The 25,846-nt window shown below is 70.5% G+C and carries 21 protein-coding genes; 7 read left to right on the forward strand and 14 right to left on the reverse strand.

What is annotated here, in order from left to right; translation table 11 throughout:
* Positions 1-8 precede the first annotated feature (8 nt).
* The 5 genes from ACFYXF_RS01680 to ACFYXF_RS01700 are packed head-to-tail and all read right to left on the reverse strand — an operon-like array spanning position 9 to position 4,566.
* Positions 9-1,157 carry a thiolase family protein gene (locus ACFYXF_RS01680; protein ID WP_389346972.1) on the reverse strand — a complete coding sequence of 383 codons (1,149 nt, stop codon included), beginning with the start codon at positions 1,155-1,157 and terminating at the stop codon, positions 9-11.
* Positions 1,154-1,594 carry a Zn-ribbon domain-containing OB-fold protein gene (locus ACFYXF_RS01685; protein WP_389346974.1) on the reverse strand — a complete coding sequence of 147 codons (441 nt, stop codon included), beginning with the start codon at positions 1,592-1,594 and terminating at the stop codon, positions 1,154-1,156. Before ACFYXF_RS01685 ends, ACFYXF_RS01680 begins: the two co-directional genes overlap by 4 nt.
* Position 1,595: 1 nt before the next feature.
* Positions 1,596-2,507, reverse strand: coding sequence for an SDR family oxidoreductase (locus ACFYXF_RS01690; RefSeq protein WP_389346976.1), 912 nt, complete (start codon positions 2,505-2,507; stop codon positions 1,596-1,598).
* Between the two features lie 2 nt (positions 2,508-2,509).
* Entirely contained in the window at positions 2,510-3,241 is a 732-nt protein-coding gene (locus ACFYXF_RS01695) for a hypothetical protein (protein ID WP_389346978.1), read from the reverse strand.
* Positions 3,241-4,566 (reverse strand): phenylacetate--CoA ligase family protein, encoded by a 1,326-nt coding sequence (locus ACFYXF_RS01700; protein WP_389346980.1) that lies wholly within the window; start codon positions 4,564-4,566, stop codon positions 3,241-3,243. The genes ACFYXF_RS01695 and ACFYXF_RS01700 overlap by 1 nt, the downstream gene beginning before the upstream one ends.
* A gap of 162 nt (positions 4,567-4,728) precedes the next feature.
* On the opposite strand from ACFYXF_RS01700, the gene ACFYXF_RS01705 reads away from it, so the two are divergent.
* The 6 genes from ACFYXF_RS01705 (at position 4,729) to ACFYXF_RS01730 (ending at position 11,687) form a co-directional block, all read left to right on the forward strand.
* Positions 4,729-5,490 carry an electron transfer flavoprotein subunit beta/FixA family protein gene (locus ACFYXF_RS01705; RefSeq protein WP_389348443.1) on the forward strand — a complete coding sequence of 254 codons (762 nt, stop codon included), beginning with the start codon at positions 4,729-4,731 and terminating at the stop codon, positions 5,488-5,490.
* A gap of 32 nt (positions 5,491-5,522) precedes the next feature.
* Entirely contained in the window at positions 5,523-6,485 is a 963-nt protein-coding gene (locus tag ACFYXF_RS01710) for an electron transfer flavoprotein subunit alpha/FixB family protein (RefSeq protein WP_389346983.1), read from the forward strand.
* Between the two features lie 84 nt (positions 6,486-6,569).
* Positions 6,570-7,649, forward strand: coding sequence for an amidohydrolase family protein (locus ACFYXF_RS01715; RefSeq protein WP_369031403.1), 1,080 nt, complete (start codon positions 6,570-6,572; stop codon positions 7,647-7,649).
* 23 nt (positions 7,650-7,672) lie between these two features.
* Positions 7,673-10,138 (forward strand): GNAT family N-acetyltransferase, encoded by a 2,466-nt coding sequence (locus ACFYXF_RS01720; RefSeq protein ID WP_389346987.1) that lies wholly within the window; start codon positions 7,673-7,675, stop codon positions 10,136-10,138.
* On the forward strand, positions 10,135-11,109 hold the full coding sequence (locus tag ACFYXF_RS01725; protein ID WP_389346989.1) for an LLM class flavin-dependent oxidoreductase: 975 nt from the start codon (positions 10,135-10,137) through the stop codon (positions 11,107-11,109). The genes ACFYXF_RS01720 and ACFYXF_RS01725 overlap by 4 nt, the downstream gene beginning before the upstream one ends.
* Positions 11,110-11,141: 32 nt before the next feature.
* A complete protein-coding gene (locus ACFYXF_RS01730; protein ID WP_389346991.1) occupies positions 11,142-11,687 on the forward strand; it encodes a PaaI family thioesterase in 546 nt (181 codons plus the stop codon).
* 11 nt (positions 11,688-11,698) lie between these two features.
* Here ACFYXF_RS01730 and ACFYXF_RS01735 read toward each other — a convergent pair whose 3' ends face one another.
* Entirely contained in the window at positions 11,699-12,850 is a 1,152-nt protein-coding gene (locus ACFYXF_RS01735; RefSeq protein ID WP_389346993.1) for an acyl-CoA dehydrogenase family protein, read from the reverse strand.
* Positions 12,851-13,115: 265 nt separating this feature from the next.
* Here ACFYXF_RS01735 and ACFYXF_RS01740 point away from each other — a divergent pair, with 265 nt between their 5' ends.
* The gene (locus ACFYXF_RS01740; RefSeq protein WP_389346995.1) at positions 13,116-15,068 is read left to right on the forward strand and encodes an amino acid transporter; all 1,953 of its coding nucleotides are present in this window, start codon (positions 13,116-13,118) and stop codon (positions 15,066-15,068) included.
* 8 nt (positions 15,069-15,076) lie between these two features.
* Here the strand turns inward: ACFYXF_RS01740 and ACFYXF_RS01745 are convergent, their stop codons facing one another.
* The 8 genes from ACFYXF_RS01745 to ACFYXF_RS01780 form a co-directional block, all read right to left on the reverse strand.
* Positions 15,077-15,877 (reverse strand): ABC transporter ATP-binding protein, encoded by an 801-nt coding sequence (locus tag ACFYXF_RS01745; RefSeq protein ID WP_389346997.1) that lies wholly within the window; start codon positions 15,875-15,877, stop codon positions 15,077-15,079.
* Positions 15,878-15,890: 13 nt separating this feature from the next.
* Complete coding sequence (locus ACFYXF_RS01750) at positions 15,891-16,865, reverse strand: FecCD family ABC transporter permease (RefSeq protein ID WP_389348444.1); 975 nt, start codon at positions 16,863-16,865, stop codon at positions 15,891-15,893.
* Between the two features lie 56 nt (positions 16,866-16,921).
* Positions 16,922-17,962 (reverse strand): ABC transporter substrate-binding protein, encoded by a 1,041-nt coding sequence (locus ACFYXF_RS01755; RefSeq protein WP_389346999.1) that lies wholly within the window; start codon positions 17,960-17,962, stop codon positions 16,922-16,924.
* A gap of 91 nt (positions 17,963-18,053) precedes the next feature.
* On the reverse strand, positions 18,054-22,580 hold the full coding sequence (locus tag ACFYXF_RS01760) for a thioester reductase domain-containing protein (RefSeq protein ID WP_389347001.1): 4,527 nt from the start codon (positions 22,578-22,580) through the stop codon (positions 18,054-18,056).
* Entirely contained in the window at positions 22,577-22,822 is a 246-nt protein-coding gene (locus tag ACFYXF_RS01765; protein ID WP_389347003.1) for a phosphopantetheine-binding protein, read from the reverse strand. Before ACFYXF_RS01765 ends, ACFYXF_RS01760 begins: the two co-directional genes overlap by 4 nt.
* Before the next feature lie 42 nt (positions 22,823-22,864).
* Entirely contained in the window at positions 22,865-24,394 is a 1,530-nt protein-coding gene (locus ACFYXF_RS01770) for a long-chain-fatty-acid--CoA ligase (protein ID WP_389347005.1), read from the reverse strand.
* An 18-nt stretch (positions 24,395-24,412) separates the two neighbouring features.
* Positions 24,413-24,922 (reverse strand): FcoT family thioesterase, encoded by a 510-nt coding sequence (locus ACFYXF_RS01775; protein WP_389347007.1) that lies wholly within the window; start codon positions 24,920-24,922, stop codon positions 24,413-24,415.
* Entirely contained in the window at positions 24,919-25,809 is an 891-nt protein-coding gene (locus tag ACFYXF_RS01780; protein ID WP_389348445.1) for a TauD/TfdA dioxygenase family protein, read from the reverse strand. Before ACFYXF_RS01780 ends, ACFYXF_RS01775 begins: the two co-directional genes overlap by 4 nt.
* Positions 25,810-25,846 lie beyond the last annotated feature (37 nt).

A 25,846-nucleotide genomic window follows, 5' to 3' on the forward strand; every position in this document is an offset into this window, starting at 1 on the left:
CTGTTCCCTCAGGTCGAGAGGATCGTCACCGCCGACGCGCCGGGCGCGCCGTACAGATGGGTGTAGCCGACGCGGGGCGTGCCGGGGATCTGGCGCGCGCCCGCCGCGCCTCGCAGCTGGAGCACGATCTCGTGGATCTGCCGCAGCCCGGACGCGCCGATCGGTTCGCCGTTGCCGAGCAGGCCGCCGTCGGTGTTGACCGGGAGCCGGCCGCCGATCTCGGTGGCGCCCTCGGCGACGAGCCGCTCCTGCTCGCCGTCCTTGCAGAGGCCGTTCTCGGCCATGTGGATGATCTCCGACCCGGCGTCGGTGTCCTGGAGCTGGGCGACGTCCACGTCCTCGGGACCGATGCCCGCGAGTTCGTACGCCGCCCGGGACGCGTCCACGGTCGGGCTCTCCACGGCCTCCCCGACCGGGAACGACGGGCTCTGCACCTCGAAGGCGCCGAGCCTGCGGCTGCGCAGAGCGGTGGAGCGGACGCGTACGGGCTTCCCCGTGTACTTGTGTGCCTGGTCGGCCCGGCACAGCACCAGGGCCGCGGCGCCCTCGTTCGGGCCGCAGTACATGAACTGGCGGAGGGGGTAGTTGAGGACAGGGGAGGCCAGGATCTCCTCGGGGGTGAGGGGCGTACGGCGCCAGGCCTTCTCGTTCCCGGCCGCGTTGCGGAAGTTCTTCGAGGCCACGCGGGCGAGCGTCTCGTGGGAGATCCCGTGGTCGTGCATATAGCGGTTGATCTTCATACCGAAGAAGTGCGTGGTGAGGAAGAGCCCGGTCTGTCCGTACCAGGAGGGGATGCCCGCCACGGACGGATCGGCGGCGAACGCGCCGCGCGGGTGCTTGTCGAGGCCGATCGCGATCGTCAGGTCGTGCTCGCCGGTCTCGATGGCACGGGCGGCCAGCGCCACCGCCGTACCGGCCGTCGCGCAGCCGTTGAACACGCCGCGCAGCGGGACGCCGGTCAGACCGAGCCGCCCGACGATGGCATCCGGGTTGGCGACCTCGTAGCTGCCGATGTAACCGCCCTGGATCTGCGGCCAGTTGACGCCCGCGTCGGCGAGCGCGAGCCGTACCGCGTCCGCGCCCATGTCCAGCGCGGGCTTCCCGGCGAACCGGCCGAAGGGGTGGAGCCCCACGCCGATGATGACGGCCTCGGTCACTGTCCCTCCTCCTGGTCCACCGGCGCGAACGCGAACGTCATGACTTCCGTGCCGTCCTCGCGCACGGTGTACGGCACGAGGACCAGCCGCATGGCCTGCCCGATGCGCAGCTTGAGCGGGTCAGGTTCGGTGAGGCGGGCCTCGACCAGCAGTTCACCGGGGAGTTCGATGTAGCCGACCGCGTACGGTTCGAAGGTCTCGGGACCGTCGTACGGCGGGGAGGGCGGGCGAAAGTCCTGGGTGGTGTACGTCCACAGCGTGCCGCGGTCGGCGAGCAGCCGCTCCTTGCCCTCGGTGCTCGAACATCGCACACAGTGTGGGGCGGCCGGGAAGCTCACCAGCCCGCAGTCCGCGCACTCGGAGCCGATGAGCCTCAGCGGGGCGGGCGGCGCGGTGAACAGGCCCTCGGCGACAGGCAGTTGAGTCGTCGATGTCATCTCACGCCCCGTTCCGGTTGCCCAGGGCGTCGGCGTTCGGAGCCGCCTTGGCCACCAGGTTCGGGACGACGGAGGACAGTTCCTCCGGTGTCCACCGTGACTCGGCGCTCGCGGCGGGGCCGTTGACCCAGCCCTCCAGTACGGTGATCCGGTTGCCGACGACGCCGAACACCCGGCCGGTGACCTCGCGCGAGGCGGCCGAACCCAGCCACACCACGAGCGGTGAGATGGCCTCGGGGGTGAGGTCCTCCGCCTCGGCGGCCCGTTTCATCATCTCGATGTCCTCGGTCAGCCGGGTGAGCGCGGTCGGCGCGATGGCGTTCACCGTCACGCCGTAGCGGGCGAGTTCGGCGGCGGCGATGAGGGTGAGGCTGGCGATGCCGGCCTTCGCGGAGCCGTAGTTGGACTGTCCGGGGTTGCCGAAGATGCCGGACGGGGAGGTCGTGTTGATGACCCGGGCGTCGTTGTCGTGACCGGACTTGGCGCGTTCCCTCCAGTACGCGGCCGCGTGGTGCAGGGTGGCGAAACCGCCCTTGAGATGGACGGCGAGCACGCTGTCCCAGTCCCGCTCGGTCATCGACACGATCATCCGGTCGCGCAGGATGCCCGCGTTGTTGACCAGCACGTCCAGGCCGCCGTAGGTGTCCACTGCTTGCTGGACAAGGCTGGCCGCGCCCTCCCAGGTGGAGATGTCGTCCGTGTTGGCCACGGCCTCGCCGCCGGCCGCGACGATCTCGTCCACCACGGTCTGGGCGGGCCCGGCCGAGGCGCCCGCCCCGTCGCGCGAGCCGCCCAGGTCGTTGACCACGACCTTCGCCCCGTGCGCGGCGAACGCCAGGGCGTGCGCCCGGCCGATCCCGTTGCCGGCGCCCGTGACGACCACGACCCGGCCGTCGACCACTCCTTCTGACATCCTCAACTCCTCGATGAATGCGGCCAGTTGGCCTCGGCGAGCAGAACCCGAGGGTTCTCGCTGCCGCAGGCGCACCGGCCGGTGACGACACGGCCCGCGATGCCGAGCGGGGTCTCGGGCAGCGGCGAGACACGCCCCTCCCCCGCCGCCACGGACAGTTGCCCGTCCCGCTCGCCGACCCGCCATTCGGCGGCGTTGACATGCGCGCCGGCCCGCTCGGGGCACTCCAGCGCGAGGGCGGGTCCGACGGCGGAGATCAGGGCGGCGGGCACTCCTGCTGCGCGCAGGAGCGGTACGGCGGCGGGTCGCGCCAGGACGACGGACGTCGACCCGAACAGTTCGCCGATGTCGGCGCCGCCGGCCAGCCCCTCCAGGGTCTCGGCGGACAGCCCGATGACCGCGTGCGGGGCGAGTTCACGGTGGAAGACGGAGGTACGACGGTGGTCCCAGCCCATCGCCTCGGCGATGCCGTACGTCACCTTGAGCGTGCGCAGGGCGCCGATCACCGCGTGGCCCCAGAAGCCCTCGAAGCCGGAGGTGGTCAGCAGCGCCCGCTGTCCCGCGGCGAGTCCGTGCTCCCGGAGCCGTTCGGTGACCCACTCGGTGTCCCGGGCGAGTTCGGCCCAGGTCAGCTCCATGTCGGTCATGCCGTCGGCGGCGGGGAAGCGTACGAGGTAGGCGAGTTCGGGGCGGTCGAGTTCCCTGGCGCGGGCCAGGGTGTCGGCGCGGGCCATCAGCTCTTCACCACCCGGGGGAACTTGGCGACGCTGGTCATGGTCTTCAAGAGGTCCTCCTCGGTGCGCATGTCCAGGACCGGTTTGACACCGGTCCGCTCGCGCACGGCCTCGCCGAGCCGTCCGGCCAGGGCGTCGACGTCGCCTGTGAGTGCGGGGTCGTAGCCGACGCGCAGCCGCAGTTCGTCGACCTCGCGGCGGTCCCGGACGATCTGGAAGACTCCGGCGACCGTCTCGGGCTGGTCCTCCACGGCCTGCCAGACGTCCCGCAGGACGACGGAACGCCCGTGGACCAGCGTCTCGTCGCCGCGCCGCCCGGCCACCCACATCCGGGCGTGCGTACGTCCGCAGCCGCAGGTGTCCCGGGAGAGGCGGACGAGGTCCTCGCTGCGGTAACGGATCAGGGGCGCCGCCCTGTTGTCCAGGTCGGTGGCGACCAGCTCACCGAGGTCGCCCTCGGGGGCGTCGTACCAGCCGCCGTGTTCGTCGACCTCGACGCACTCGGCGAAGACGGTGTCCTCCCAGAGGTGGAAGCCGTCGTGCTCACGGCACTCCCAGGCGGTGCCGGTGTCGGCGGCGCTGGTGTACTCGTAGACGTCGATGCCCCAGTCGTCGCGGATCCGCTCGCGCATCTTCCGGCTGAGCGGCTGCCCGGCGCAGGAGGCACCCTTGAGGGAGGAGAACGCCTCCCTCAGGTCCGTCTTCTCGGCCAGGTGCTCCAGCTCCACCATCTGCGGATACATCATCTGGAGATAGGCGGGCCGGTAGGTGCGCAGGGCCTCGACGACCTCGTGCATCCGCCCGATCCAGGTGTCGACCTCGATGACCACGGCGCCCAGCGCCTGATATCCGGGGTCCATGAGGTTGCGGAAGGTGCCCGGCGGGCTCAGCACCCGGTCCCCCGGCCGCAGACCGAGTTCCCACAGGTCACGCACCTGCGCGGTCACCAGGGGCGGGGCGTCCTGCCATATCTCGGCGAAGAACTCCGGGTCGCCGGTGGTGCCCGAGCTGGAGGAGACCGAGGTCAGCTCCTCGACCGGGACACAGAGCAGACCGCCGAAGGGGTCGCCGGTGCGGGCCCGGTAGGCGCGCACCATGTCCTTGGTGATGAACGGCACCCGTTCCCGGAAGTCGTCCAGGGTCCGGATGTCGCGCGGGTGGGCCCCGTGGGCGTCCCAGAGTTCGCGGTAGAAGGCCGAGTTGCCGTAGGCGTACTCGACGAGTTCCAGGACCCGTTCCTCCTGCCGCGCCCGCAGTTCTTCGCGGGGCATGGTCTCCACCTGGGGCTCGAAGTACCTGTCCCCGGTGTCCCTGTCACCGACCATGGCGCCTCCTCGCGGCTCAGTGCCCAGATCTTCCAGCTATCAGCGCAATCAGTCAACCAATTCGACGGATTCAAGGCCAGACCTCGCACTCCGCCGCTCCATATAGTTAACTATTAGAACTCATTAAGCCAACAGGAGGGCGCCGTGAAGATCGTTGTCTGTGTGAAGCACGTGCCCGACGCGACGGCGGACCGCACCTTCACCCAGGGCGGCACCACCGACCGCGCGTCGGTCGACTCGCTGCTGTCCGAACTCGACGAGTACGCGGTCGAACAGGCCCTGCGGATCGCCGAGTCGGACGCCGACACCGAGATCAGCTACCTCACCGTCGGCCCCGACGACGCCAGGGACGCGCTGCGCAAGGCGCTGGCCATGGGCGGTGACTCGGCGATCCATGTCAACGACGAGGACATCGAGGGCAGCGACGCGTTCGGTACGTCACTCGTCCTGGCCAGGGCGATCGAGCGGCACGGCTTCGACCTGGTGCTGTGCGGGATGGCCTCGACGGACGGCACGATGGGCGTCGTACCGGCGCTGCTGGCCGAGCGGCTCGGCGTCCGGGCCGTGACCCATCTCGAAGAGGTCGCGGTCGAGGACGGAACGGTGACGGGTCGGCGCGAGGGCGACGGCGCGACCGTACGGATCCAGGGCGCCCTGCCTGCCGTGGTGTCGGTGACCGACCGCTCCGGGGAGGCACGTTACCCGTCCTTCAAAGGGATCATGGCCGCGAAGAAGAAGCCGCTGGAGACCCTCGACCTGGCCGACCTCGGGATCGAGGCCGCGCAGGTGGGACGCGCGGGCGCACGCTCGGCCGTGGACACCGCGACCCGGCGCCCGCCGCGCACCAAGGGCGAGATCGTCGTCGACGAGGGCGCGGGCGCCGCCGGACTGGCCGTGTTCCTCACCGCTCAGAAGTTCATCTGAACCAGAAGTTCATCTGAAAGGAGTGCTCCACCGTGGCCGAAGTCCTCGTCCTCGTCGACCACGCCGACGGCGTGGTCCGGAAACCGACCCTCGAACTGCTCACCCTGGCCCGCCGGTTGGGCGAACCCTCGGCCGTCCTCCTGGGGCCGGGCGTGGACACCGCGACCGAGGCCCTGGGCCGGTTCGGCGCGCGGAAGATCTACGTGGTGGACGCCCCCGAGGTCGACGAGTACCTCGTGACCCCCGTCGTCGACGCCCTCACCCAGATCGCCGAACGCACCGACCCGGCGGCGATCCTGCTGTCTTCCGGGCCGGACGGCAAGGAGGCCGCCGCCCGGATCGCGCTGAGGCTCGACTCGGGCCTGATCACCGACGCCGTCGACGTCACCGCGGGGCCGGAAGGACCGGTGACCGAGCAGTCGGCGTTCGCGGCGACGCACCAGGTCACCGCGCACGTCACGCGAGGCGTGCCGGTGATCACCGTCAAGCCGAACGCCACCGCACCCGAACCCGCCCCCACGGACCCCGTCGTCGAGAAGCAGGACATCGTCTTCGGTCCGGCCTCCGCCGGTGTCCGGGTCCTGTCCCGCACCCGGCGGGAGCGCGGCGACCGTCCGGAGCTGACCGAGGCGGACATCGTGGTCTCCGGTGGCCGGGGCGTGAACGGGGCCGAGAACTTCGCCCTCGTCGAGCGGGTCGCCGACGCCCTGGGCGGGGCGGTCGGGGCGTCGCGTGCCGCCGTGGACGCGGGCTGGTACCCGCACAGCCACCAGGTCGGCCAGACGGGCACCCAGGTCTCGCCGCAGCTCTATCTCGCCGCCGGTATCTCCGGCGCGATCCAGCACCGGGCGGGCATGCAGACGTCCAGGACCATCGTCGCCGTCAACAAGGACCCCGACGCCCCCATCTTCGAGCTGGCCGACCACGGCGTCGTCGGGGACCTCTTCGAGGTCCTGCCCGCGCTGGTGGACGAGATCGAGCGGCGCCGAAGCTGATCTCCCACCTATCCGGCCTTCCTTTCAGCGCGCCATACAACTAAAGTCGCTAACTGATTACATCTATTGGCCCGAAGGAGCGTCATGTCGAAGATCTGGGTCAACTCCGGGGACTCCCATGTGATGGAGCCCGCCGACGTGTGGACCGAGCGGCTGCCCGCACGGCTCGGCGCCCGCGCCCCCCGCAGTGAACGCGGCGAGAAGTACGAGATGCTCTACATCGACGGCGAGCGCATCGACCGCCAGCTCGGCGACTTCATGGACGCCATGCGTCCGCCGGGCGCCTGGGACCTGAAGGTCCGCCTCAAGGACCTCGACCAGGAGGGCGTCTGGTCCCAACTGGCCTTCCCCTCCATGGGGTTCTGGCTCGTCTCGATCACCGACCGCGAACTCGCCCGGGAGACCGTCCGCGCCTGGAACGACTGGGCCCACGAGGAGATCCTCAGCAAGAACAAGCGGGTCATCACCACCGCCTGTGTCTCGACGGCCGACGTCGGCGACGCGGTCGCCGAGCTGGAACGGGCGGCGGAGCTGGGCTTCAAGGCGATCTTCCTGCCGTGCTCGACACGGGAGGGCGAGGAGTACGCGCTCGACCGCTGGGAGCCGCTGTGGACGGCGGCCGAGCGGGCCGGGATGGTGCTCGGCTTCCACATCGGCACCGGCGCCCAGAACGTCGTCTTCCGGGGGCCCGGCGGCGCGGTCGTCAACTACATGGAGACGACCTACCCGGGGATGCGCGTGGTGTCCCACATGGTCGCGGGAGGCGCCCTGGACCGCCATCCCGACCTCAAGATCCTCATCGCCGAGGGCGGCGCCGGCTGGGTGCCGGTCATCGGCGACCGGATGGACGAGGCGTACCGCCAGCACGGCATGTTCGTCCGGCCGAAACTGAGCCGACTGCCCAGCGAGATCGTCCGCCAGCAGGTGTACGCGTCCTTCCAGCACGACCGCAGTTCGGTGGAGATCGTCGAGGCGACCGGCTACCGCAATGTGATGTGGGGCGACGACTACCCCCACCTGGAGGGCACCTACGGCCACACCCAGTCCACGCTCCGCGAGCTGTTCGACGGTGTGTCCGACGAGACCCGCGACCGTGTCACGCGCGGCACCTTCAACGAACTCTTCAAGCTGCCGGAGCAGACTCCCCAGGAGGCGGCCGTCTGAACGGCGCCGACGGCGGCCCTCCGATGACCACTCCCCCGTCCTCCCAGGACCCGTCCCCGGAGGACTCGTACCCCGAGGACCTGGAACGGCCCGGGCTCGTCAGGACCGGGCGGTCGACCTTCGTCCGCCCGATCCGGCCGGAGGACGCCGACCGGCTGGTCGCGTTCGTCGGCGGGCTGTCCCGGGCCACCCTGGCCTACCGCTCGCTCGGGCCCGTGGTCCGCGCCCGCGACGATGTCATCCGGCGCGGCGCGCACGTGGACTATCTCAACGAGCTGGCCCTCGTCGCTCTGGCCGGTGACGAGATCGCCGGTCTGGTGCGCTACGTCCGCGACCCCGAGGAACCGGAGCACGCCGAGGTCACGTTCACCATCCGGGACGACCACCAGAGCGAGGGGTTCGGCCGGCTGCTCCTGGAGCACATCGCCGCTGCCTCCCGCGCCCGGGGCATCCGGGTGCTGGAGGCCGACGTACTCGCCGACAACACCCGGATGATCAACGTGTTCCTCGGTTCCGGCTACCGGATCGAGGCCGGGCCGCCCGGTCAGATCATCCACTTCGAGATCGCCATCGACCCGCAGGCCCAGGCGGTGGCCCGCGCCGAGCGCCGCGAGCACACGGCCGTACGACGGTCGCTCAGGCCCTTGCTGGAGCCGGGGTCGGTCGCCGTGATCGGCGCCAACCGCGACCCGCTGACCATCGGCCACGAGATCGTGGCCAATCTGCTGCGCGGCGGCTTCGGCGGCAGTGTGTTCCCGGTCAACCCGCGGGCGGAACGGATCGCCGGGGTACGGGCGTACGCGAGCGTCCGGGACCTGCCCGAGCCGCCGGACCTGGCGCTGGTGGCCGTACGGGCGGGCGCGGTCCCCGATGTCGTACGGGAGTGCGCGGACGCCGGTGTCAAGGCGGTGGTCGTCGTCTCGACGGGCTTCGGGGAGACCGGGGTCGAGGGGCGGGCGACCGAGCTGGAACTGGCCCGGTTCGCCCGGGCCTCCGGTATGCGGCTGGTGGGCCCGAACTGCATGGGCGTGGTCAACACGACGCCCGCCGCGCGGCTGGCCGCGACCTTCTCGCCCGCGCTGCCGATGGCCGGCCGGGTGGCGATGTCCAGTCAGTCAGGGCCGCTGGGGCTCGCGGTGCTCGACTTCGCCAAGCGGCTGCGGCTCGGTTTCTCCGGGTTCGTGTCGGTGGGGCACGCCGTGGACGTGTCCACCAACGACCTGCTCCAGTGGTGGGAGGAGGACCCGGGGACCTCGGTGATCCTGCTGCACGTCGAGACCTTCGGCAATCCGCGCCGGTTCGCCCGTGTCGCCCGCCGGATCGCCCCGCGCAAACCGATCGTCGCGGTGCATCCGGGCCACGCGGACTCGGCGGTGAGTTCGCTGTTCGCCCAGTCCGGGGTGATCCGTACCCGGGGGCTACAGGAGCTGTTCGACGTCGCCCTGCTGCTCGCCCATCAGCCGCCTCCGCCCGGCGACCGGGTCGCCGTCGTCACCAACGCGGGCGGCCCGGCGGCGCTGACGGTAGGGGCGTGCGCGGCGAGCGGTCTGCGCGTACCCGCGCTCGCCGATCGCACGCGGGCGGCGCTCCGCTCGGCCCTGGCGCCGGGCGCGGACGTCGTCAACCCGGTCGACCTGACCCCGACGGCCACCGCCGCGCACTACCGGCAGGCCCTGGACGCGGTCCTGGCCGACGACGGCATCGACGCGGCCGTCGTCCTGTTCATGCCGCCACTGGCCGACAAGCCCGACGAGGTGGCGTCGGCGATCCTCGACGCGGCCTCGGCCCGCCCCGACAAACCGGTGGTGGCCAGCTTCCTGGGCGGCGCGGGCGTCGCCGACCTCCTGCACCGGGGCGACCTCGTCGTGCCGACGTACACGTTCCCCGAGGCGGCGGCCGTCTCCCTCGGACACGCGGCGGCGTACCAGGCCTGGCGCAGCACCCCTGCGGGCGTCATACCGGACCTCGCGGGCGTCGACGTGGAGCGCGCCCGGTCACTGATCGCCGCCTGCGCTCCCGGTCCGCTGCCGTCGGTGGTCGCCGCCGAACTGCTGGACGCGTACGGAATCGCCGTGCACGAGACCGAACGGCACCCCGACCCACGCCCCGGCCCGGACGCGTTCCTCTCCGTTCGCGCCGACCCGGTCTTCGGTCCGGTGGTGGCCTTCGGGCTCACCGGGGACTACGCCGACCTGATGGCGGACGTCGCGCATCGCGTCACCCCGCTCAGCGACCGCGACGCGCGGGAGATGGTCCGCTCGCTGCGGGCGGCGCCACTGCTGGACGGCCGGGCAGGCGGTCCGGGGGTGGATCTGGCAGCGCTCGAAGAGACCGTCCTGCGGATCTCGGCGATGGTCGAGGACCTCCCCGAGATCGAGGCACTGGAACTGCGCCCGGTACGGCTGCTGCCGCCCGGGGACGGCGTGAGCGTCGCCCGCGCGACGGTCCGCCTGGCCGACGACAACACCAAGGGAGGTGGCCGCTCATGAGAGTCGGCATCTACTTCGACCTGCGCAACCCCCCGCCCTGGAAACAGAGTTGGTCCCGGGTGTACGGGTTCGCCCTGGAGATGTGCGAGGAGGCGGACCGCCTCGGCCTCGACTCGGTCTGGTTCTCCGAACACCATGGCTTCGAGGACGGCTATCTCCCCCAGCCGCTCACCATGGCGGCAGCGGCAGCGGCCCGCACCCACCGGGTGCGGCTGGGCACCGCCGTCATCCCCGCACCGCTGCACGCGGCTCCCGAGATCGCCGAACAGGCCGCGATCGTGGACATCATCAGCGACGGCCGTCTGGACCTCGGCCTCGGCACCGGCTACCGGGTGCCCGAGTACCGGCTGTACGGCGGCGACCTCACCAAGCGCTACACGACGACCGACCAGCGGGTACGGGAGATCCGCGGCCTGTGGGCCGAGTCGCTGGTCACCCCCGGCCCGGTCCAGGACCCGCTGCCGATCTGGCTCGGCTACCAGGGCCCGCAGGGCGCCCGCCGGGCGGGCCGGCTCGGCACGGGGCTGCTCTCGCTCAACCCCGCGCTGCTGACGCCGTACCGGGAAGGGCTCGCCGAGAGCGGGTACGACGTGTCGGCGGGCCGGATGCAGGGCTCGTTCACGACGTTCGTCACCGAGGACCCGGACGGCGACTGGCCCGTGGTCCGCAAGCACCTCTCGTACCAGTGGGACACCTACCGCCGGTACATGGTCGAGGGCACCGACCAGCCCGCGCCCCGGCCGATCGACCCCGAGCGATGGCGAGAGACGGGGCTGAGCGCGACCGGCGTCGGCCAGTTCCTGTACGGCACCCCGCAGACCGTCGCGGACGCCATCAAGGAGTACGTGGCAGGGCTGCCCGTCGAGGGAGTGTTCCTGTGGGCGTCCCTGGCCGGGATGCCGGAGGAGATGGTCGCCCGCCAAGTGCAGCTGATCGCCGGGAAGTTGCGCCCACTGCTCGCCGACGCGTGACGGACGCACAGACAGAAACCGAGGAGCACATCATGTCGACGACGGGATCCGGCGGGACCGGAGTGACGGCGCCGAACGGACACTGGGCGGGGAAGGGCATGCCCGAACCGCCCCGGACCGCCGGGGGCGTGACCCTCTGCGGTGGGTGCCGTGCCCTCGGGGCCTGCCGACTCGGGGTGGAACGGGAGCGGCTCGACGAGAGCGGAGTGGCGTGGTTCGAGCTGAGCTGCCCGCGCTCCCACGAGGGCGGGCCCGATGTCGCGCACGGCGGCTGGACGGCGGCCGTTCTGGACGACTGTCTCGGCCATCTCCCACTGCTGCACGGCGTGATGAGCGTGACGGCCGAGCTGACGGTGAGCTTCAAGAAGCCGGTGCCGGTGGAACGGCCGCTGGAGCTGCGGGTGTGGGCCGACCGGCGTGAAGGGTCGCGCTGGTACATCGCGGGCGAGCTGACACTCGCGGCAGGCGGGGCCGTCCTGGCCCGGGCCTCCGGGATCTGGGTGACCCGCGACCAGAGCCACTACGCGCGGCACGCGAAGTGGCTGGCCGGACAGGGCGAGGGCACCGAAGGTCAGTAGGACCGCAAAGGTCAGTAGGAGCGCAGCCCCATGCTCCGGGCGATCCCGTTGCGCTGGATCTGGCTGGTTCCCCCGGAGATGGTGGCGACGATCGACTCCCGGTAGCGGAAGCTCATCACGCTCTCCGTCGAGAAGCCGTGCCCCGCGCAGACCTGCATCCCGAGCCGGGCGGCGGCCACGTAGGTCTCCGACCCCTTGAGCTTCGCCATCGACCCTTCGCGTGTGCAGGGCTTGCCCTGGGCGAGCAGCCAGGCGGCGCGGTAGGCGAGGAGCCGGGCGGAGTCGATCTCCGTCTGGAGGTCGGCCATGGCGTGGGCGAGTGCCTGGAAGTTGCCGATCGGACGGCCGAAGGCGTGCCGGGTGCGGGAGTATTCGAGCATCTCGTCGAGGGTGGCCTGGGCGGCACCCAGATAGCCGCCGCTGATGATCACCTTCTCCAGTTCGATGTTGGTGAGCATCACCTTCCAGCCCTCGTCGCGCGGGCCCACGAGGTTCTCCTTGGCCACCAGGGCGTCGTTGAAGAACACCTCGTTGGTGCCCAGGATGTGCCGGGCGAGCGTCGGCGTCCGGCGCACTTCCACGCCCTCCGTCGACGGATCGACGAGCAGCAGGCTGATCCCGCCGTGCTTGGGCTCGCGCGGCCCCGTGCGCACATAGGTGGCGATGGTGGTGTCGGGCAGTCCGCCGCCCGTGCACCACGCCTTCTGCCCCCGGACGAGGAAGTGGTCCCCGTGGTCCTCGGCGGTGGTCCGCAGCGCGGCGGCGTCGGACCCGCTGTCCGGCTCGCTGAGGCCGACGGCGAGCCGATGGCGCCCCGTCATCACTTCGGCCCGGATGAAGTCGCGCTGTGCCTCGTTGCCCCAGCGGAACACCGTGAGCCCGGGGATGAGCACGCCGATGTAGCACATGGCGACATCGAAACTGGCCCGTCCCAGCTCCTCGGCGATGAGGACGAGTTCGAGCGGCCCGCCACCGTCGCCGCCCTCCTCCTCGCTGAACGGCAGCGAGAACCACCCGAGTTCGGCCATCCCGCGGAACAGCTCGGGCGGCACGGCGCTCTCCTCGTCCCACTGCTTGGCCTTCTCGGCCGGACACACGTCGGCGACGAACTGCCGTGCCGTCGCGCGCAACAGGTCCTGCTCGTCGGTCAGCCCGAAGTCCACGGCCACTCCTCGCCAGCATCAGCCCATTCATCTATCTAATTATTCTATGTTAGCGGATAGAGGCACGGCTGTCGCCGACCGGGAGGACGACGTGATCGCGGCCGTCAGCACGGGACGGACGTACATACCCGGACACTCTTAACGGAGTCTTGACGCGCTCGGAGCCCTCTGGCGTGGGCCCAGGCGTCACTCTCTGCTTACGCTGGTGCGGCCGTCCGCGTGATGGCCCGAACCCCGCGCCGAACCACGCACCAGGAGCACGTCGATGGCCATCACCGAACGACCGGAGCGGCGTCTACGTGCGTGGATGCTGGAGGGCCTGTCCGACATGGGCAAGCCGGCCGGCCTCACCGGACCGCACGCCCAGCCGGCCCCGGCCCACAAGGGCCAGCCCTGGTACCGGGTCATGTGTCTCACCGGTGTCGACTACTTCTCCACTCTCGGCTACCAGCCGGGCATCGCGGCCCTCGCGGCCGGACTGCTCTCCCCCATCGCGACCATCGTGCTGGTGATCGTCACCCTGGCCGGCGCTCTGCCGGTCTACCGGCGGGTGGCCGAGGAGAGTCCGCACGGCGAGGGCTCGATCGCGATGCTGGAACGGCTGCTCTCCTTCTGGCAGGGCAAGCTGTTCGTGCTGACGCTGCTGGGCTTCGCCGCCACGGACTTCCTGATCACCATCACGCTGTCGGCCGCCGACGCCTCGACCCATCTGGTCGAGAACCCGCATCTGACCAGTGCGCTGCACGACAAACAGGTGCTGATCACCATGATCCTGGTCGCGCTGCTCGGCGCGGTCTTCCTCAAGGGCTTTCTGGAGGCCATCGGCGTCGCGGTGGCCCTGGTCGCCGTCTACCTCGGGCTGAACGTCGTGGTGATCGCCGTCGGCCTGTGGCACGTCGTCACCGAGGGCCATGTGATCACCGACTGGTCCACCGCCCTGACCGCCGAGCACGGCAACGTCTTCGTGATGGTCGGCGTGGCGCTGATCGTCTTCCCGAAGCTCGCGCTCGGTCTGTCCGGCTTCGAGACCGGTGTCGCGGTGATGCCGCACGTCAGGGGCGACGACAGCGACACCGAGGAGAGCCCCAAGGGCCGCATCCGGGACACCAAGAAGCTGCTGACCGCCGCCGCGGTCATCATGAGCGTCTTCCTGATCGCCACCAGCTTCATCACCACCCTGCTGATCCCGGAGAAGGAGTTCGAGTCGGGCGGCCAGGCCAACGGCCGTGCGCTCGCCTTCCTCGCGCACCAGTACCTGGGCGGGGCCTTCGGCACGGTGTACGACGTGTCGACGATCGCGATCCTGTGGTTCGCCGGGGCCTCCGCGATGGCCGGCCTGCTGAACCTGATGCCGCGCTACCTCCCCCGCTACGGCATGGCCCCGCACTGGGCCCGCGCCGTGCGCCCGATGGTCATCGTCTTCACGCTCATCGGCTTCCTCGTCACCTGGATCTTCGACGCGGACGTCGACGCCCAGGGCGGCGCGTACGCCACCGGCGTGCTGGTACTCATCAGCTCGGCGGCGATCGCCGTGACCATCGCCGCCCGCAAGGCCGGCCAGCGCAACTGGACCGTCGGCTTCGCCGTCATCTCGGCCGTCTTCCTGTACGTCACCGTCGTGAACGTCATCGAGCGCCCCGACGGTGTGAAGATCGGCGCCTGCTTCATCGCGGGCATCATCCTGGTCTCCCTCCTCTCCCGGCTGGCCCGCGCCTTCGAGCTGCGCGTGACCAGCGTGTCGCTGGACGACATGGCGGAACGATTCATCCGGGACATGGCCAGCCGGAAGATCCGCTTCATCGCGAACGAGCCCGACCAGCGCGACAAGGCCGAGTACCGCGACAAGATCGAGCAGATCCGGCAGGACAACGACATGCCGGAGCAGGAGGACTTCGTCTTCGTCGAGGTCACGGTCACCGACCCCTCCGAGTTCGAGGCGGGCCTCACGGTCCGCGGCGAGGTGCTCCACAACCGCTACCGCGTCCTGACCCTGGAGTCCTCCTCCATCCCCAACGCCCTGGCAGCCCTCCTCCTGTACGTCCGCGACTCCACCGGCTGCATCCCGCACATCTACTTCGAGTGGACCGAGGGCACGCCCTTCGCCAACTTCCTCCGCTTCTTCCTCTTCGGCCAGGGCGAGGTCGCCCCCGTCACCCGGGAAGTCCTGCGCGAGGCGGAACCGGACCGGGCGCGTAGGCCTCGCGTGCACACCGGCTGAGGCCGGTCTCACCGGTCGGCCGGTTCCGCCTCCCGCTCCAGGGCGAGCGGCTGGGCCGCGTAGGTGATGCGGACGACGCCGTCGGCATGCCGCTCCGTGTCACCCCGTACGCCGAACACGTCCCGGAGGAGATCCGGTGTCAGAACCTCCAGTACGGGTCCCGCCGCGACCACCGCGCCTTCGTGCAGGACGACGAGGTGGTCGCAGAGCCGGGCGGCGAGGTCGAGGTCGTGCAGGACGGCCAGGGTGGTGATCCCGGTGGAGCGGATCAGGTCGAGGAGTTCGAAGCGGGCGCGGATGTCGAGGTGGTTGGTGAGTTCGTCCAGGACCAGCAGTTGAGGGCGTTGGGCGAGGGCGCGGGCCAGCAGAACGCGTTGGCGTTCGCCGCCGGAGAGGGTCGTGTAGTCGCGGCGCGCGAACGGGGTGACGCCGCAGCGGGCGACGGCGTCGGCCACGGCCTCCCGGTCCTCGGCGCCGTCCCGGCCCATCAGGCCGTGGTGGGGCGTACGGCCAAGAGCGACGATCTCGGTGACCGTCAGACCGGCGGTGGTGCCGGAGTCCTGGAGGACCGCGGCCGTACGGCGGGCGGCGGTGCGGGCGGACAGCTCCCACACGTCGTCGCCGCCCACCCTGACCACGCCGTCGGCCGGGCGCAGCGAGCGGTAGACCGTGCGGAGCAGGGTGGACTTGCCGCTGCCGTTGGGGCCCACGAGCCCGACGATGTCGCCCTTGGCGGCCACCAGGTTCACCTCACGGAGGATCGGCCGGCGGTCCAGGGTGATGTGGAGCTGGTCGACGGTCAGTTTCATACAGGTGTCTTTTTCATACGGAGTCCAGACCCTTGTCGCGGCGCAGCAGCCACAGGAAGAAGGGGGCGCCGAGGAGGGCGGTGAGGATGCCCAGCGGCAGTTCGTTGGGGCGGGTGAGGGTGCGGGAGAGCAGGTCGACGAGGACCAGGTAGACCGCGCCCAGGAGTGCGGTCAGGGGCAGCAGTCTGCGGTGGTCGGCGCCGGTGGTGAGGCGGACCAGGTGCGGGATCATCAGGCCGACGAAGCCGACACCGCCCGCGACGGCGATGACGGTTCCGGTGAGCAGCGCGCTGACGACCAGCAGGATCGCGCGCAGTCGGTCGACGTCCACACCGAGCGCGGTCGCCGACTCGTCGCCGGCCAGCAGGGCGTTGAGCCGCCGTCCGAACAGGGTCAGGACGACGGTGCCCGTCAGGACCACCACGGCGACGGTGGGCAGTTGGTCCCACTGGGCGCCGGCGACGCTGCCGAGCATCCAGAACATCACGGTCCGCAGTTCGGTGGGCGTCGCCAGCAGCTGGACGAAGCTGGTCAGCGAGAGGAGGACGTATCCGACGGCGACTCCGGCCAGGACCAGCCGGGTGGGGGCCAGCCGGCCCCGCCGTTGTCCCAGGGCGAAGACCAGGACTCCGGCCGCCAGCGCGCCGACGAAGGCCGCGCCCGACACTCCGAGCCCGCCGAGTCCGCCGAGCGCCGCACCGCCGAGGGTGATGACCAGCACGGCGCCCAGGGAGGCGCCGTACGAGAAGCCCAGGACGACCGGGTCGGCGAGCGGGTTGGAGACCAGGGTCTGGAGCACCGCGCCGACCACCGCGAGACCCGCGCCGACCAGGGCGGCGAGCAGGACACGGGGTGTGCGGAAGGTCCACACGATCTGGTCGAGCGCCGGGTCGCCGGTGGTTCCCCGGCCGGTGATGTGGTGGAGCAGGATTCCCCACACGTCCCCCACCGGGATGTTCACCGCGCCGATGCTCACCGCCACCACCATGACGGCGACGAGAACCAAGAGCAGGCCGGTGACCGCGAGCGGCAGTCGCGAACCGCTCAGAACTTGTCGGGGTGCAGCGCCTTGGCGATCTTCTCCACGGCCAGGTCGTTGCTCGGGCCGAGGTACATCGAGTCCGACAGCGCCACGTACGTGTTGTTCTTCGCGGCCGGCCACTGGGGGAACTCCTTCAGCAGTTTCTTGGCGTAGGCCGCCGGGTCGGGGTCGTTGTAGCCGATGACGACGAGCGCGTCGACGTCGGTGGCTGCCACCTTCTCCTTGCTCAGGTCGGCGAAGGAGGTCTTCGAGGCGTTCTCGAAGGCGTTGCTGCCACCGGCCTTGGCGAGGATGTCGTTGTAGATGCCCTTGGCGACGACCGAGCTGAAGTCGTTGCCGCCCATGGCCATGTTGGAGAACAGGACCATGACCTTCGGCGCCTTCTCGCCCTTCACCTTGGCGGCGACGGCGGCGACGCTCTTCTCCGACTCGGCGATGAGCTTCTCGGCCTCGGCGCTCTTGCCGAAGATCTTCCCCATGTCCCGCAGCAGCGTGTAGCTGTCGGCGATGGTCATCTTGGAGGTGTCCTGGTCGCAACCCTGCGGAGAGACATAGGAGTTGGCGCCCACCTCCTTGAGCTGCTCCCGGGTGGCGAAGCCGTTCTTCTCGTCGAAGCCGTACGCCGTCGTGGACAGCACCAGGTCGGGGCGCAGTCCGATCATCGCCTCGCGCGGGATGTCGTAGGCGTCGTTGAGTTTGACGTCACCGGTGGGCAGGGCCTTGATGGCTGCGGCCCGGCCTTCGACCTCGGACATTCCGTAGGTCTGCTGATTGGCGACGATCTTGTCGTCGACTCCGAGGGCGAGCAGGGTGGAGACCTCGGCGACCGAGGCACCGTTCATGACGACGACCCGGCTGGGCGCCTCGGTGAACTTCTCGGACGTTCCGCAGTTGTCCAGGGTCACCGGGTAGCCGGAAGTGCCCGCCTGCGCGGACGCCTTGCCGCTCGTCGCGGCGGTCTTCTCCGTCGAGTCGGCGCATGCCGTGGTGACCAGACAGAGGGCGCCGGCCAGGGCGATGGCGACCGGCCGTTTCTTCGGCATTGCGGGCTCCTTGTTGCGGGGTGTTCGTGACGCGACGGGTTCTGCTGCAGTAGTCGGGGGGTGGTGTCCGTGAGTTCCCGGAGGTGCCCAACTACTTTGCGGGGACGGGGAGATGAGCCTGTTGTCCGACCGGTGCGGGGAGCGTTCCGGCGGCGACGCAGTGGTCGAGGTAGCGGAAGACGAGGTCCCGGTCGACGGGCGGAGACGTGATGCCGCTGCCGCGCAGGCCGTTCACGACGTTGTCGGTGCGGACGTGTCCCAGGCGCAGATCGGGTCCGGTGGTGTCGTCGGTGGCCGTGTCCCAGGAGTCGAGGAAGGCGAGCGTGGTCGCCGCGACGCCGGAGGCCGCCCGTGGCAGCTCGGCTCGCCACTGGGCCAGGGGCAGGCGGCGCAGCCGGTAGCCGTAGTCCTCCAGCCAGTTGTAGACGTCCGCCAGCCGGACCGGGGTGGTGGTGGCGTGATTGAAGACTCTCGCGGCCGGTGGGCGCTTTCCGAGGCAGACATGTACGACAGCCCGGGCGACGTGATCGACCGGCGTCCAGGTCTCCTCCTCGAACAGTTCGGGGACGACTCCTGCGGGGACTCCGGCGCGCAGCACGCTCCACAGGAAGTCCCGCTCGTTGACGTATCCGGTGGTGTGCGGGCCGACGATCCGCCCGAGCCGGTGCACGGTGACGGGCAGGCCCCGCTCGGCGGCCTGTTCGAGCAGGCACTCGGCGGCCCACTTCGACTGCTGGTAGCCGTACCGCAGTCCGGGGTGGGGCGGGAGGAAGTCCTCCGGGACCTCGGGGGCGAGGCCGAGGGGCGGGGCGACGGAGAGGGTCGACACGAAGTGCAGGGGCGTGGAGCGTACGGCCGCCAGGCGCAGCAGTTCCCGGGTGGACCCGGTGTTGACGGCGCGGAGGGTGGCGTACCCGCGCATGATGCTGACGGTCGCCGCGTTGTGCAGGATCGCCGTGCAGGTGCGGGAGAGGTCGGCGAACGTACCGTCGGCCAGGCCCAGTTGGGGGCGAGCGAGGTCGGCGGGGACGGTGGTGATGCGGGCCTGTGCCGTGTCCGGTAGGTCGAATCGGTGGGTTTTCAGGGCCTGTTGGAGGCGTGCGGTGGCCTCGGCGGGGCTCGGGGCGCGGACGAGGCAGATGATCTCCGCCTCGGTGCTCGTGAGGAGTTCGGCCAAGAGGTGTACGCCGACGAAGCCGGTGGCGCCGGTCAGCAGGATTCTGTGCGGTGCGCCGTCCGGTTCTCTGTCCGCTCGGGGGTCGGCGCCGGGGCGGATGTCCGGGTCGAGGACGGTGTCGGTGAGCAGGGTCGCCGGGAGGGCTGGGGCCTGCGGCCGTGCGGGGGCCCGCAGTTGGAGGAAGGCGGCCAGTTCGGCGGGGGTCGGGTGCTGGAAGAGCCAGGCGACCTTCACTTCGCGGCGGAGTTCGACGCCGAGTCGGTTGGCGACCTGGATGACCTGGAGCGACTGGGCGCCCAGGTCGAACACGTCGTCGCCTGCGGAGACAGCGGCCACGCCCAGAACCCGCTGCCATGCGGCGGCGATGACGCGCTCCAGCGAGCTGTCGTTCGGGGCCTTCTGTGTACGGAGTTCAGGGGCCGTCCTGGCGAGCGCGTTCCTGTCGATCTTTCCTGAGCCGGTCAAGGGCAGGCGGTCCAGGAACTCGACGGCCGACGGGATCATCGCCGGGGGCAGGGTCGCCCTCAAGTGGTCCCGGAGCAGGGCGACTTCCGGGGCGGGCCCGTCCGGCACGACGTGGGCGACCAGGCGGCGCGTCCCGTCGTCCAGTACCTGTCCGACGACAGCGGCATCGCGTATTCCGGGGTGGGCCAGGAGGGCGCTCTCGATCTCGGCGGGGTGGACGCGGTGTCCGCTGATCTTGAACTCGGTGTCGGAGCGGCCCAGATGGCGCAGTTGCCCGTCGTCGCCGATCCGGACCAGGTCGCCGGTGCGGTAGGCGCGGGGCGCTCCGGGCAGCGCGTCGAGGGGGGCGAAGCGGGCGGCGTCCGGTGGGAGTACGCCGCGGTAGCCGAGGGCCAAATTGTCACCCAGGAGGTGGAGTTCGCCGTCGACGACGGCGGCGCGGGTGCCGGGGAGCGGGAGTCCGACGGGGACGTCTCCCGGGGCGAGGGCCGGATCGTGGAGGTCGGCGACGGTGGCGACCACGGTGGCCTCGGTCGGGCCGTACGTGTTCAGCAACCGCACCGACGTGCCGACGGACTCCCGCCAGCGGTCCACCCGTTCGGGGAGAGCCGCCTCGCCGCCGATGACGACCGTACGCACCTCGGCGGGCAGGGTGGCGGCGCCGGTCGAGACGGCGTACGCCAGTTCGTGCCAGTAGGCGGTGGGCAGGTCGAGGTAGCTGATCCTGAGGCGTGCGCAGGCGTCCAGGAACCCGGGGACCGAGTCGGTCATGTCGTCGGCGCGGACGACGAGGGTGGCCCCCGCGCAGAGGGTGAGGAAGATCTCCTCGACGCTGGTGTCGAAGTGCGGGGCGGCGAACTGCAGGACGCGGTCCTCGCGTTGGGGGCCGTATCGGTGCGTGGCACCGGCGACGAAGTGCGCGAGGGCACGGTGACCGATCTCTACGCCCTTGGGGCGGCCGGTGGAGCCCGAGGTGTGGATGACATAGGCGAGGTCGTCCGGGGTCGGTGTGGTGTGCGGTTGATCGGGCGTCGGGAGCGGCAGGTCCCCGAAGCCGGCGGTGTGGGCATCGGTCGTCAGGACGAGTGCGGGACTGGCGTCGGTCGGCGGCTCCGCCCTGCGGGCCGGGAGTGCGGGCTGGTCAAGTGCTGACACCGCCAGGTCCCCTGTGCCGCCGGCATGGGAGTTGGTCGTCTGGACGAGTGCGGCACCGTCGTCGCTCGGCGGCACCGCCCTGCGGGCCGGGGGCGCTGACTGGCCAACGGTCAGCACCGGAAGGTCCCCGAAACCGCCGGCGTGCGCGTCGGTCGTCAGGACAAGGACGGGCCCGGCGTCCGCCAGCAGCTCCGCCCTTCGTGCCAGGGGTGCCTTCGGGTCGAGTGGGCAGTAGGCAGCACCGGAGAGGAGGACGCCCAGTACGGCGGTGATCGCGTCGATGCCCCGGGGCAGGGCGATGGCCACCAGGTCGCCGGGGCCGATCCGGCGGGCGGTCAGCCGTCGGGCCAGTTCGCGTGCCGAGCCGAAGAGTTGGGCGTACGTGATGGCGTGTCCGTCGTACTCGACGGCGACGGAACCGCCGCGCCTGGCGGCGTGGTCGGCGATCAGGTCGAGCACCGGGCGTGCCGGGCCTGGCAACGGCCCTCCGTCCAGGACGGGAACGGACGACGCCACGGGCCTGCGGGAGCGCAAGTCGCCGAGAGGTCTGTCCGGCTCGGCGAGGGCCTGGCCGAGGAGGGTGAGCAGGTCGTCCCGCAGTGCGGTGACGTCCGGCTCCTCGTAGAGGTCGGGGTTGGCGTCCACGGCGATGCGCAGGCCCGCGCCCTCGGAGCGGTCGTACACGTTGACGGAGATGTCGTCGACGGGGCCCGCCGAGACGTTGTGGACGGTGCTGCGGTGTCCGGCGAAGCGCAGGTCGTACGCGAAGGGCATGATGTTGACGCCGGGACCCGACAACCGGCGCTGTCCGCCGACGAGTCGGAGGTCGCGCCGGAGTTGCTCGTAGCGGTAGCGCTGGTGCGGCAGGCCGGCGCGCAGTTCGCGGGAGATCCGGGCCGCGAGGCCGCGGAGGGTGTCCTCGCCGCTGACCGGGACGCGCAGCGGCACGATGTTGCGGACCGTGCACGGGACGCGCAGCGACACCGAGCCCAGGCGCCCCATCGTCGGCAGGCCGAGGACGATCTCCGGTGCGCCGGTCGCGTGGTGCAACTGGGCCACGGTCACCGCCAGCAGCACCTCCGACCACGTGACCCCGAGGTCGCGGGCGACAGCGCGCAGGGTCTGCGTCCGTGCCGGGGCGAGGTCGGCCACCCGCCGGTGGAACGTGCGTCCGGGCAGCGCCGTACGTCTGGCGGGTGTTGCCACGACTGGCCGGTCCGCGAACCGGGCCGTCCAGTGGGCGCGGTCCTTGGCGAAGCGGGGCGACTCCCGGTAGGCGCGCTCCTCGTCCCGTACCGACGCCAGGGTGCCGAAGCCGCTGTCGCCCACCGGCTCGCCCGCCGCCAGCGCCGTGTAGACCTCGGCGACGCGGCGGGCGACCAGCGACAGGCCGTAGCCGTCAAGGGCGATGTGGTGCACGCGGTGGTACCAGAGGTATTCCTCCGGTGCGATCCGCAGCAGGGCGTGGCCGAAGACGGGGTCGTGCGCGAGGTCGACGGGACGGGCCATGTCCCGGTCCATCCAGGCCAGGGCCGCCGCGTGCGGGTCGGGCTCGGCGGTGAGGTCGGCCGTGTGCAGCGTCCAGTCGTCCGCCGGGGCGGCCGTCTCCCACGGCCGGCCCGTCTCGTCGACGACGTACGCGACGTTCACGGCCTCCGTCTCCGCGACCACGTGATGCAGGGCGGTGTCGAAGACGGCCCTGTCCACCGGGCCGTGGATGTGCGCGTACTCGGCCGTGTTGTACGCGGGACTGTCCACGTCGAACTGCTGGCCGGCCCAGATGCCCTCCTGAGCGGCGAGTAGCGGGTGACGCGCCGTCACGTGTTTCCCCCTTGGCGTGCGTCGAGCAGTTGCCACCACTGGGCGAACGACGTGCACTCGGCGAGTTCGACGAAGGTCACCTCCACGCCGGTCTCCCGCCAGCGTTCGATGAGGGTGACGATGCGCAGGGAGTCGACGCCCGCGTAGAGGGGGTTCTCGTCGAGGTCGACCTCGTCGGGCAACTGGTACAGGAACTCCGCCAGGTCCGCGCGGAAGCCGTCCAGCGTGAGGGGAGCAGACATGCGGTTCTCTCAATCGGGCCTGTTTGAGGGGCAGTTCGAGGGTCAGTTGACCTTGCGGGCGGAGTCGCCCCAGAAGCGGTCGCGCAGTTCACGGCGGAGGATCTTGCCGCTGGGGTTGCGCGGGACACTGTCGATGAACTCGTAGCGGGCGGGCAGCTTGAAGCTCGCGAGCTGCGGGACGAGGAAGGTGTGCAGGTCCCGAGGGCTGGGCCGCTGCCCGGGGGCGGGGACGACGAAGGCGTGCACGTACTCGCCCCAGCGTTCGTCGGGAGCGCCGACGACGACGGCCTCGGCGACGCCGGGGTGGCCTTCCAGGACGTTCTCGATCTCGGCCGGGTAGACGTTCTCACCGGCGACGAGGACGGCGTCCTTGATGCGGTCGCGGATGAAGACGTACCCGTCCTCGTCGACATAGCCGGCGTCCCCGGTGTGGATCCAGCCGTCGACTAGGGTCTCGGCGGTCTTGTCGGGCAGTCCCCAGTACTCGACCATGCGGGCGGGCGTGGCCAGGCAGACCTCGCCGACGGCGCCCGGCGGGAGTTCGCGGCCCTCGGCGTCGATCACCTTGCTGCGTACGCCCGGATAGGGGTGACCGGCCGCCTGTATGAGGGGGCCGCCGGGGACATGGGCGGCGGGCGGCAGACAGACGGCCGTGTTGCCGGTCTCGGTGAGGCCGTAGATCTGGGCGAACTCACAGTCGAGGACGGCCAGGCTCTCCTCCAGCAGTGCCTCGGAGATCGGGGAGCCGCCGTAGACAGTCTTGCGGAGCGTGGTGAAGTCCTTGGCGCTGACGCCCGGTTCGGTCAGCATCATGCGGAGCATCGCGGGAACCACACAGGCGGTGGTGATGCCGAGGTCGCGGATGAGGTCGACGGCCTGCCGGGCGGCGAAGGCACGCATCGCGACGACGGTCGTTCCGGCGTTGAGGTTCTGGGTGGCCCACCACAGGCCGCCGATGTGGAATCCGGGGATGCCGATCAGCGCGATGTCGCCGTCCCGCCAGTCGATCCAGTCGAGCCCCTCGCTCGCCAGCGCGTCCCGGATCGCGAAGAAGCTGCGGTGGGCGAGGACGACGCCCTTGGGCAGTCCGGTGGTGCCGCTGGTGTAGAGCTGGGCGACGGGGGTGTCCGGGGTCGGGTCGAACTCCGTTTCCCCGTCGGCATGTTCGGCACGCCACTCCCGTATCGACCCGAGAGGCACGACTGTCTCCGGGGGCGCGGTTGGCATCTTGTCGACGATCGGCCCGAACTCGTCCTCCAGGAACAGGAGTCGGGTGCCGGAGTCCTGGAGGATGTGGCCGACCTCGGGCGCGGTGAGCCGCCAGTTGACGGGGACGAGCACAGTGCCGCTCTTGGCGCAGCCGAAGAGGATCTCGTAGTAGTGCTCGGACTCCTTGCCGAGGTAGGCGACGCGGTCGCCGGGTGCGAGTCCGGCGGCCTTGAGGGCGTGGGCGACGCGGTTGCTCTCGCGGTGCAGTTGCCCGTACGTCAGGGTGCGGCCCTCGCAGAGGACGGCGGGGAGGTCCGGCTGGCGCTCGGCGTGGTGACGGGTGGTCTGGGCGAGGGTCTTCATGGGCGAACCCTTCGATGATCAGGGGACGTTGACGAACGCGAGGGTCGCCTCGCCGTCGCAGCGGCCGGAGGCGGCGTCCCAGTAGCGGAAGGCGGTGTCGGCGTACAGGAACGGACTGCCGTCGGGCCGGGTGCGGCGGCTGACGGACCGGAACTCCATCTCCCCGGAGAACGTGCGGGGGTCGACCGGTCGCCGGAAGCTGGAGGAGAACCGGGCGATGAGAATGTCCGGGAGCTGGTGCTTGAAGAAGTCGTCCAGCGTCCAGTCGGTGAATTCCGCACCAAGACCTTCCTGTACGGTCTTGGCGACCAGGAAATACATCATCTGGTTGTAGCAGATGTTGACCTCGACGGAATTGAGGTGGCCGGTGTCGTCGATGTAGCACGACTCGGAAATTTCGAATTCACAGCGGACGGAAACACGACCGCCCGTTTCCGTGACGACGGCCGAACGCAGGTATTTGCAGTGCTCCTTGTAGGGCGTGAGCACCCGCGCCAGCAGGGCTTGGTCCGTAATGCCGCCCGTCATGCCGCCCGGATCCCGTCGTGGAGTTTGCGTTCGTCGTGGACGGTGACGCGGTAGGAGACGGTCGGCTCGGGCGTGGTCGTGTGGCGGGCGCGGTGGACGAGGCTGCGGTTGTCCCAGACCAGCAGGTCGCCCTTCTCGAAGCTCTGCAGATGGATGTTCTCGTGCTCGAAGCTCTCGTCGAGCTGGCCGGTGGCGTCGAACAGCCGCTTGAGCAGTTCCTCGTCGAGCGGCCGGCCGTCCTGGTCCTCGATGCCGACCGTGAAGCCCTCGCTGATGTAGAGGACCGTCTCGCCGGTCATGGGGTGGGTGAAGGTGGTCGGCTGGACGACGGCGGGAGTCTTCCGCTCGACCTCGTCGATGATCTCGGAGAGGGGGCGGTAGACGTCGTGGGGCCGGATCTTGAAGTACTTGCGCACGGAGTGCCGGCAGTACGTTCCGCCGATCTCCTTCTTCAGCTCCTCGGGCAGCTTCTCGTAGGCCCGGCCCATGTCGATGAAGTACGTGCCGCGGTTCTTCTCGGGAACGACCTGGGGGTGGATGAGGGTGATCCCGAAGGGGTCCGGCATGAACTGGTAGTCGGCGTGCCAGAACTTGCCCGTCTTGGGGACGCCTATCTGCTTGCCGTTCTCCGGCACGTTGGAGGAGACGAACACCTCCGGGACCTCCGGGTGCTTGTACATCGGCTCGTAGTACGTCTCCGGGCGGCCCAGCAGTTTGCCGAGTTCGAGGAACTCCTGAGGAGAGAGGTGCTGGCCCTTCAGGACGGCGATCTTCTTCGTGTAGACGGTGTTCTTGAGGGCCGCTACGTCGGCCTCCGTGGCGGTGGTGTGGTCGAAGCCCTCGACCGTCGCGCCGATCGCGCTGCCGGGCTGTTCCTTGATCTGCATCTGCATGGGTGTTGTTTCCTTCCGTGGGTCGGACGGC

This window comes from Streptomyces sp. NPDC002680, from assembly GCF_042889145.1.
GTDB lineage: Bacteria > Actinomycetota > Actinomycetes > Streptomycetales > Streptomycetaceae > Streptomyces > Streptomyces adonidis.

Excerpts from the sequence above, each read along its gene's own strand:
- ACFYXF_RS01700 (WP_389346980.1), bottom strand. The coding sequence starts at position 4,566 with ATGGTCGGTGACAGGGACACCGGGGACAGGTACTTCGAGCCCCAGGTG.
- ACFYXF_RS01685 (WP_389346974.1), bottom strand. The coding sequence starts at position 1,594 with ATGACATCGACGACTCAACTGCCTGTCGCCGAGGGCCTGTTCACCGCG.
- ACFYXF_RS01780 (WP_389348445.1), bottom strand. The coding sequence starts at position 25,809 with ATGCAGATCAAGGAACAGCCCGGCAGCGCGATCGGCGCGACGGTCGAG.
- ACFYXF_RS01765 (WP_389347003.1), bottom strand. The coding sequence starts at position 22,822 with ATGTCTGCTCCCCTCACGCTGGACGGCTTCCGCGCGGACCTGGCGGAG.
- ACFYXF_RS01740 (WP_389346995.1), top strand. The coding sequence starts at position 13,116 with ATGGCCATCACCGAACGACCGGAGCGGCGTCTACGTGCGTGGATGCTG.
- ACFYXF_RS01725 (WP_389346989.1), top strand. The coding sequence starts at position 10,135 with ATGAGAGTCGGCATCTACTTCGACCTGCGCAACCCCCCGCCCTGGAAA.
- ACFYXF_RS01775 (WP_389347007.1), bottom strand. The coding sequence starts at position 24,922 with ATGACGGGCGGCATTACGGACCAAGCCCTGCTGGCGCGGGTGCTCACG.
- ACFYXF_RS01690 (WP_389346976.1), bottom strand. The coding sequence starts at position 2,507 with ATGTCAGAAGGAGTGGTCGACGGCCGGGTCGTGGTCGTCACGGGCGCC.
- ACFYXF_RS01745 (WP_389346997.1), bottom strand. The coding sequence starts at position 15,877 with ATGAAACTGACCGTCGACCAGCTCCACATCACCCTGGACCGCCGGCCG.
- ACFYXF_RS01695 (WP_389346978.1), bottom strand. The coding sequence starts at position 3,241 with ATGGCCCGCGCCGACACCCTGGCCCGCGCCAGGGAACTCGACCGCCCC.
- ACFYXF_RS01755 (WP_389346999.1), bottom strand. The coding sequence starts at position 17,962 with ATGCCGAAGAAACGGCCGGTCGCCATCGCCCTGGCCGGCGCCCTCTGT.
- ACFYXF_RS01770 (WP_389347005.1), bottom strand. The coding sequence starts at position 24,394 with ATGAAGACCCTCGCCCAGACCACCCGTCACCACGCCGAGCGCCAGCCG.
- ACFYXF_RS01720 (WP_389346987.1), top strand. The coding sequence starts at position 7,673 with ATGACCACTCCCCCGTCCTCCCAGGACCCGTCCCCGGAGGACTCGTAC.
- ACFYXF_RS01750 (WP_389348444.1), bottom strand. The coding sequence starts at position 16,865 with ATGGTGGTGGCGGTGAGCATCGGCGCGGTGAACATCCCGGTGGGGGAC.
- ACFYXF_RS01715 (WP_369031403.1), top strand. The coding sequence starts at position 6,570 with ATGTCGAAGATCTGGGTCAACTCCGGGGACTCCCATGTGATGGAGCCC.
- ACFYXF_RS01730 (WP_389346991.1), top strand. The coding sequence starts at position 11,142 with ATGTCGACGACGGGATCCGGCGGGACCGGAGTGACGGCGCCGAACGGA.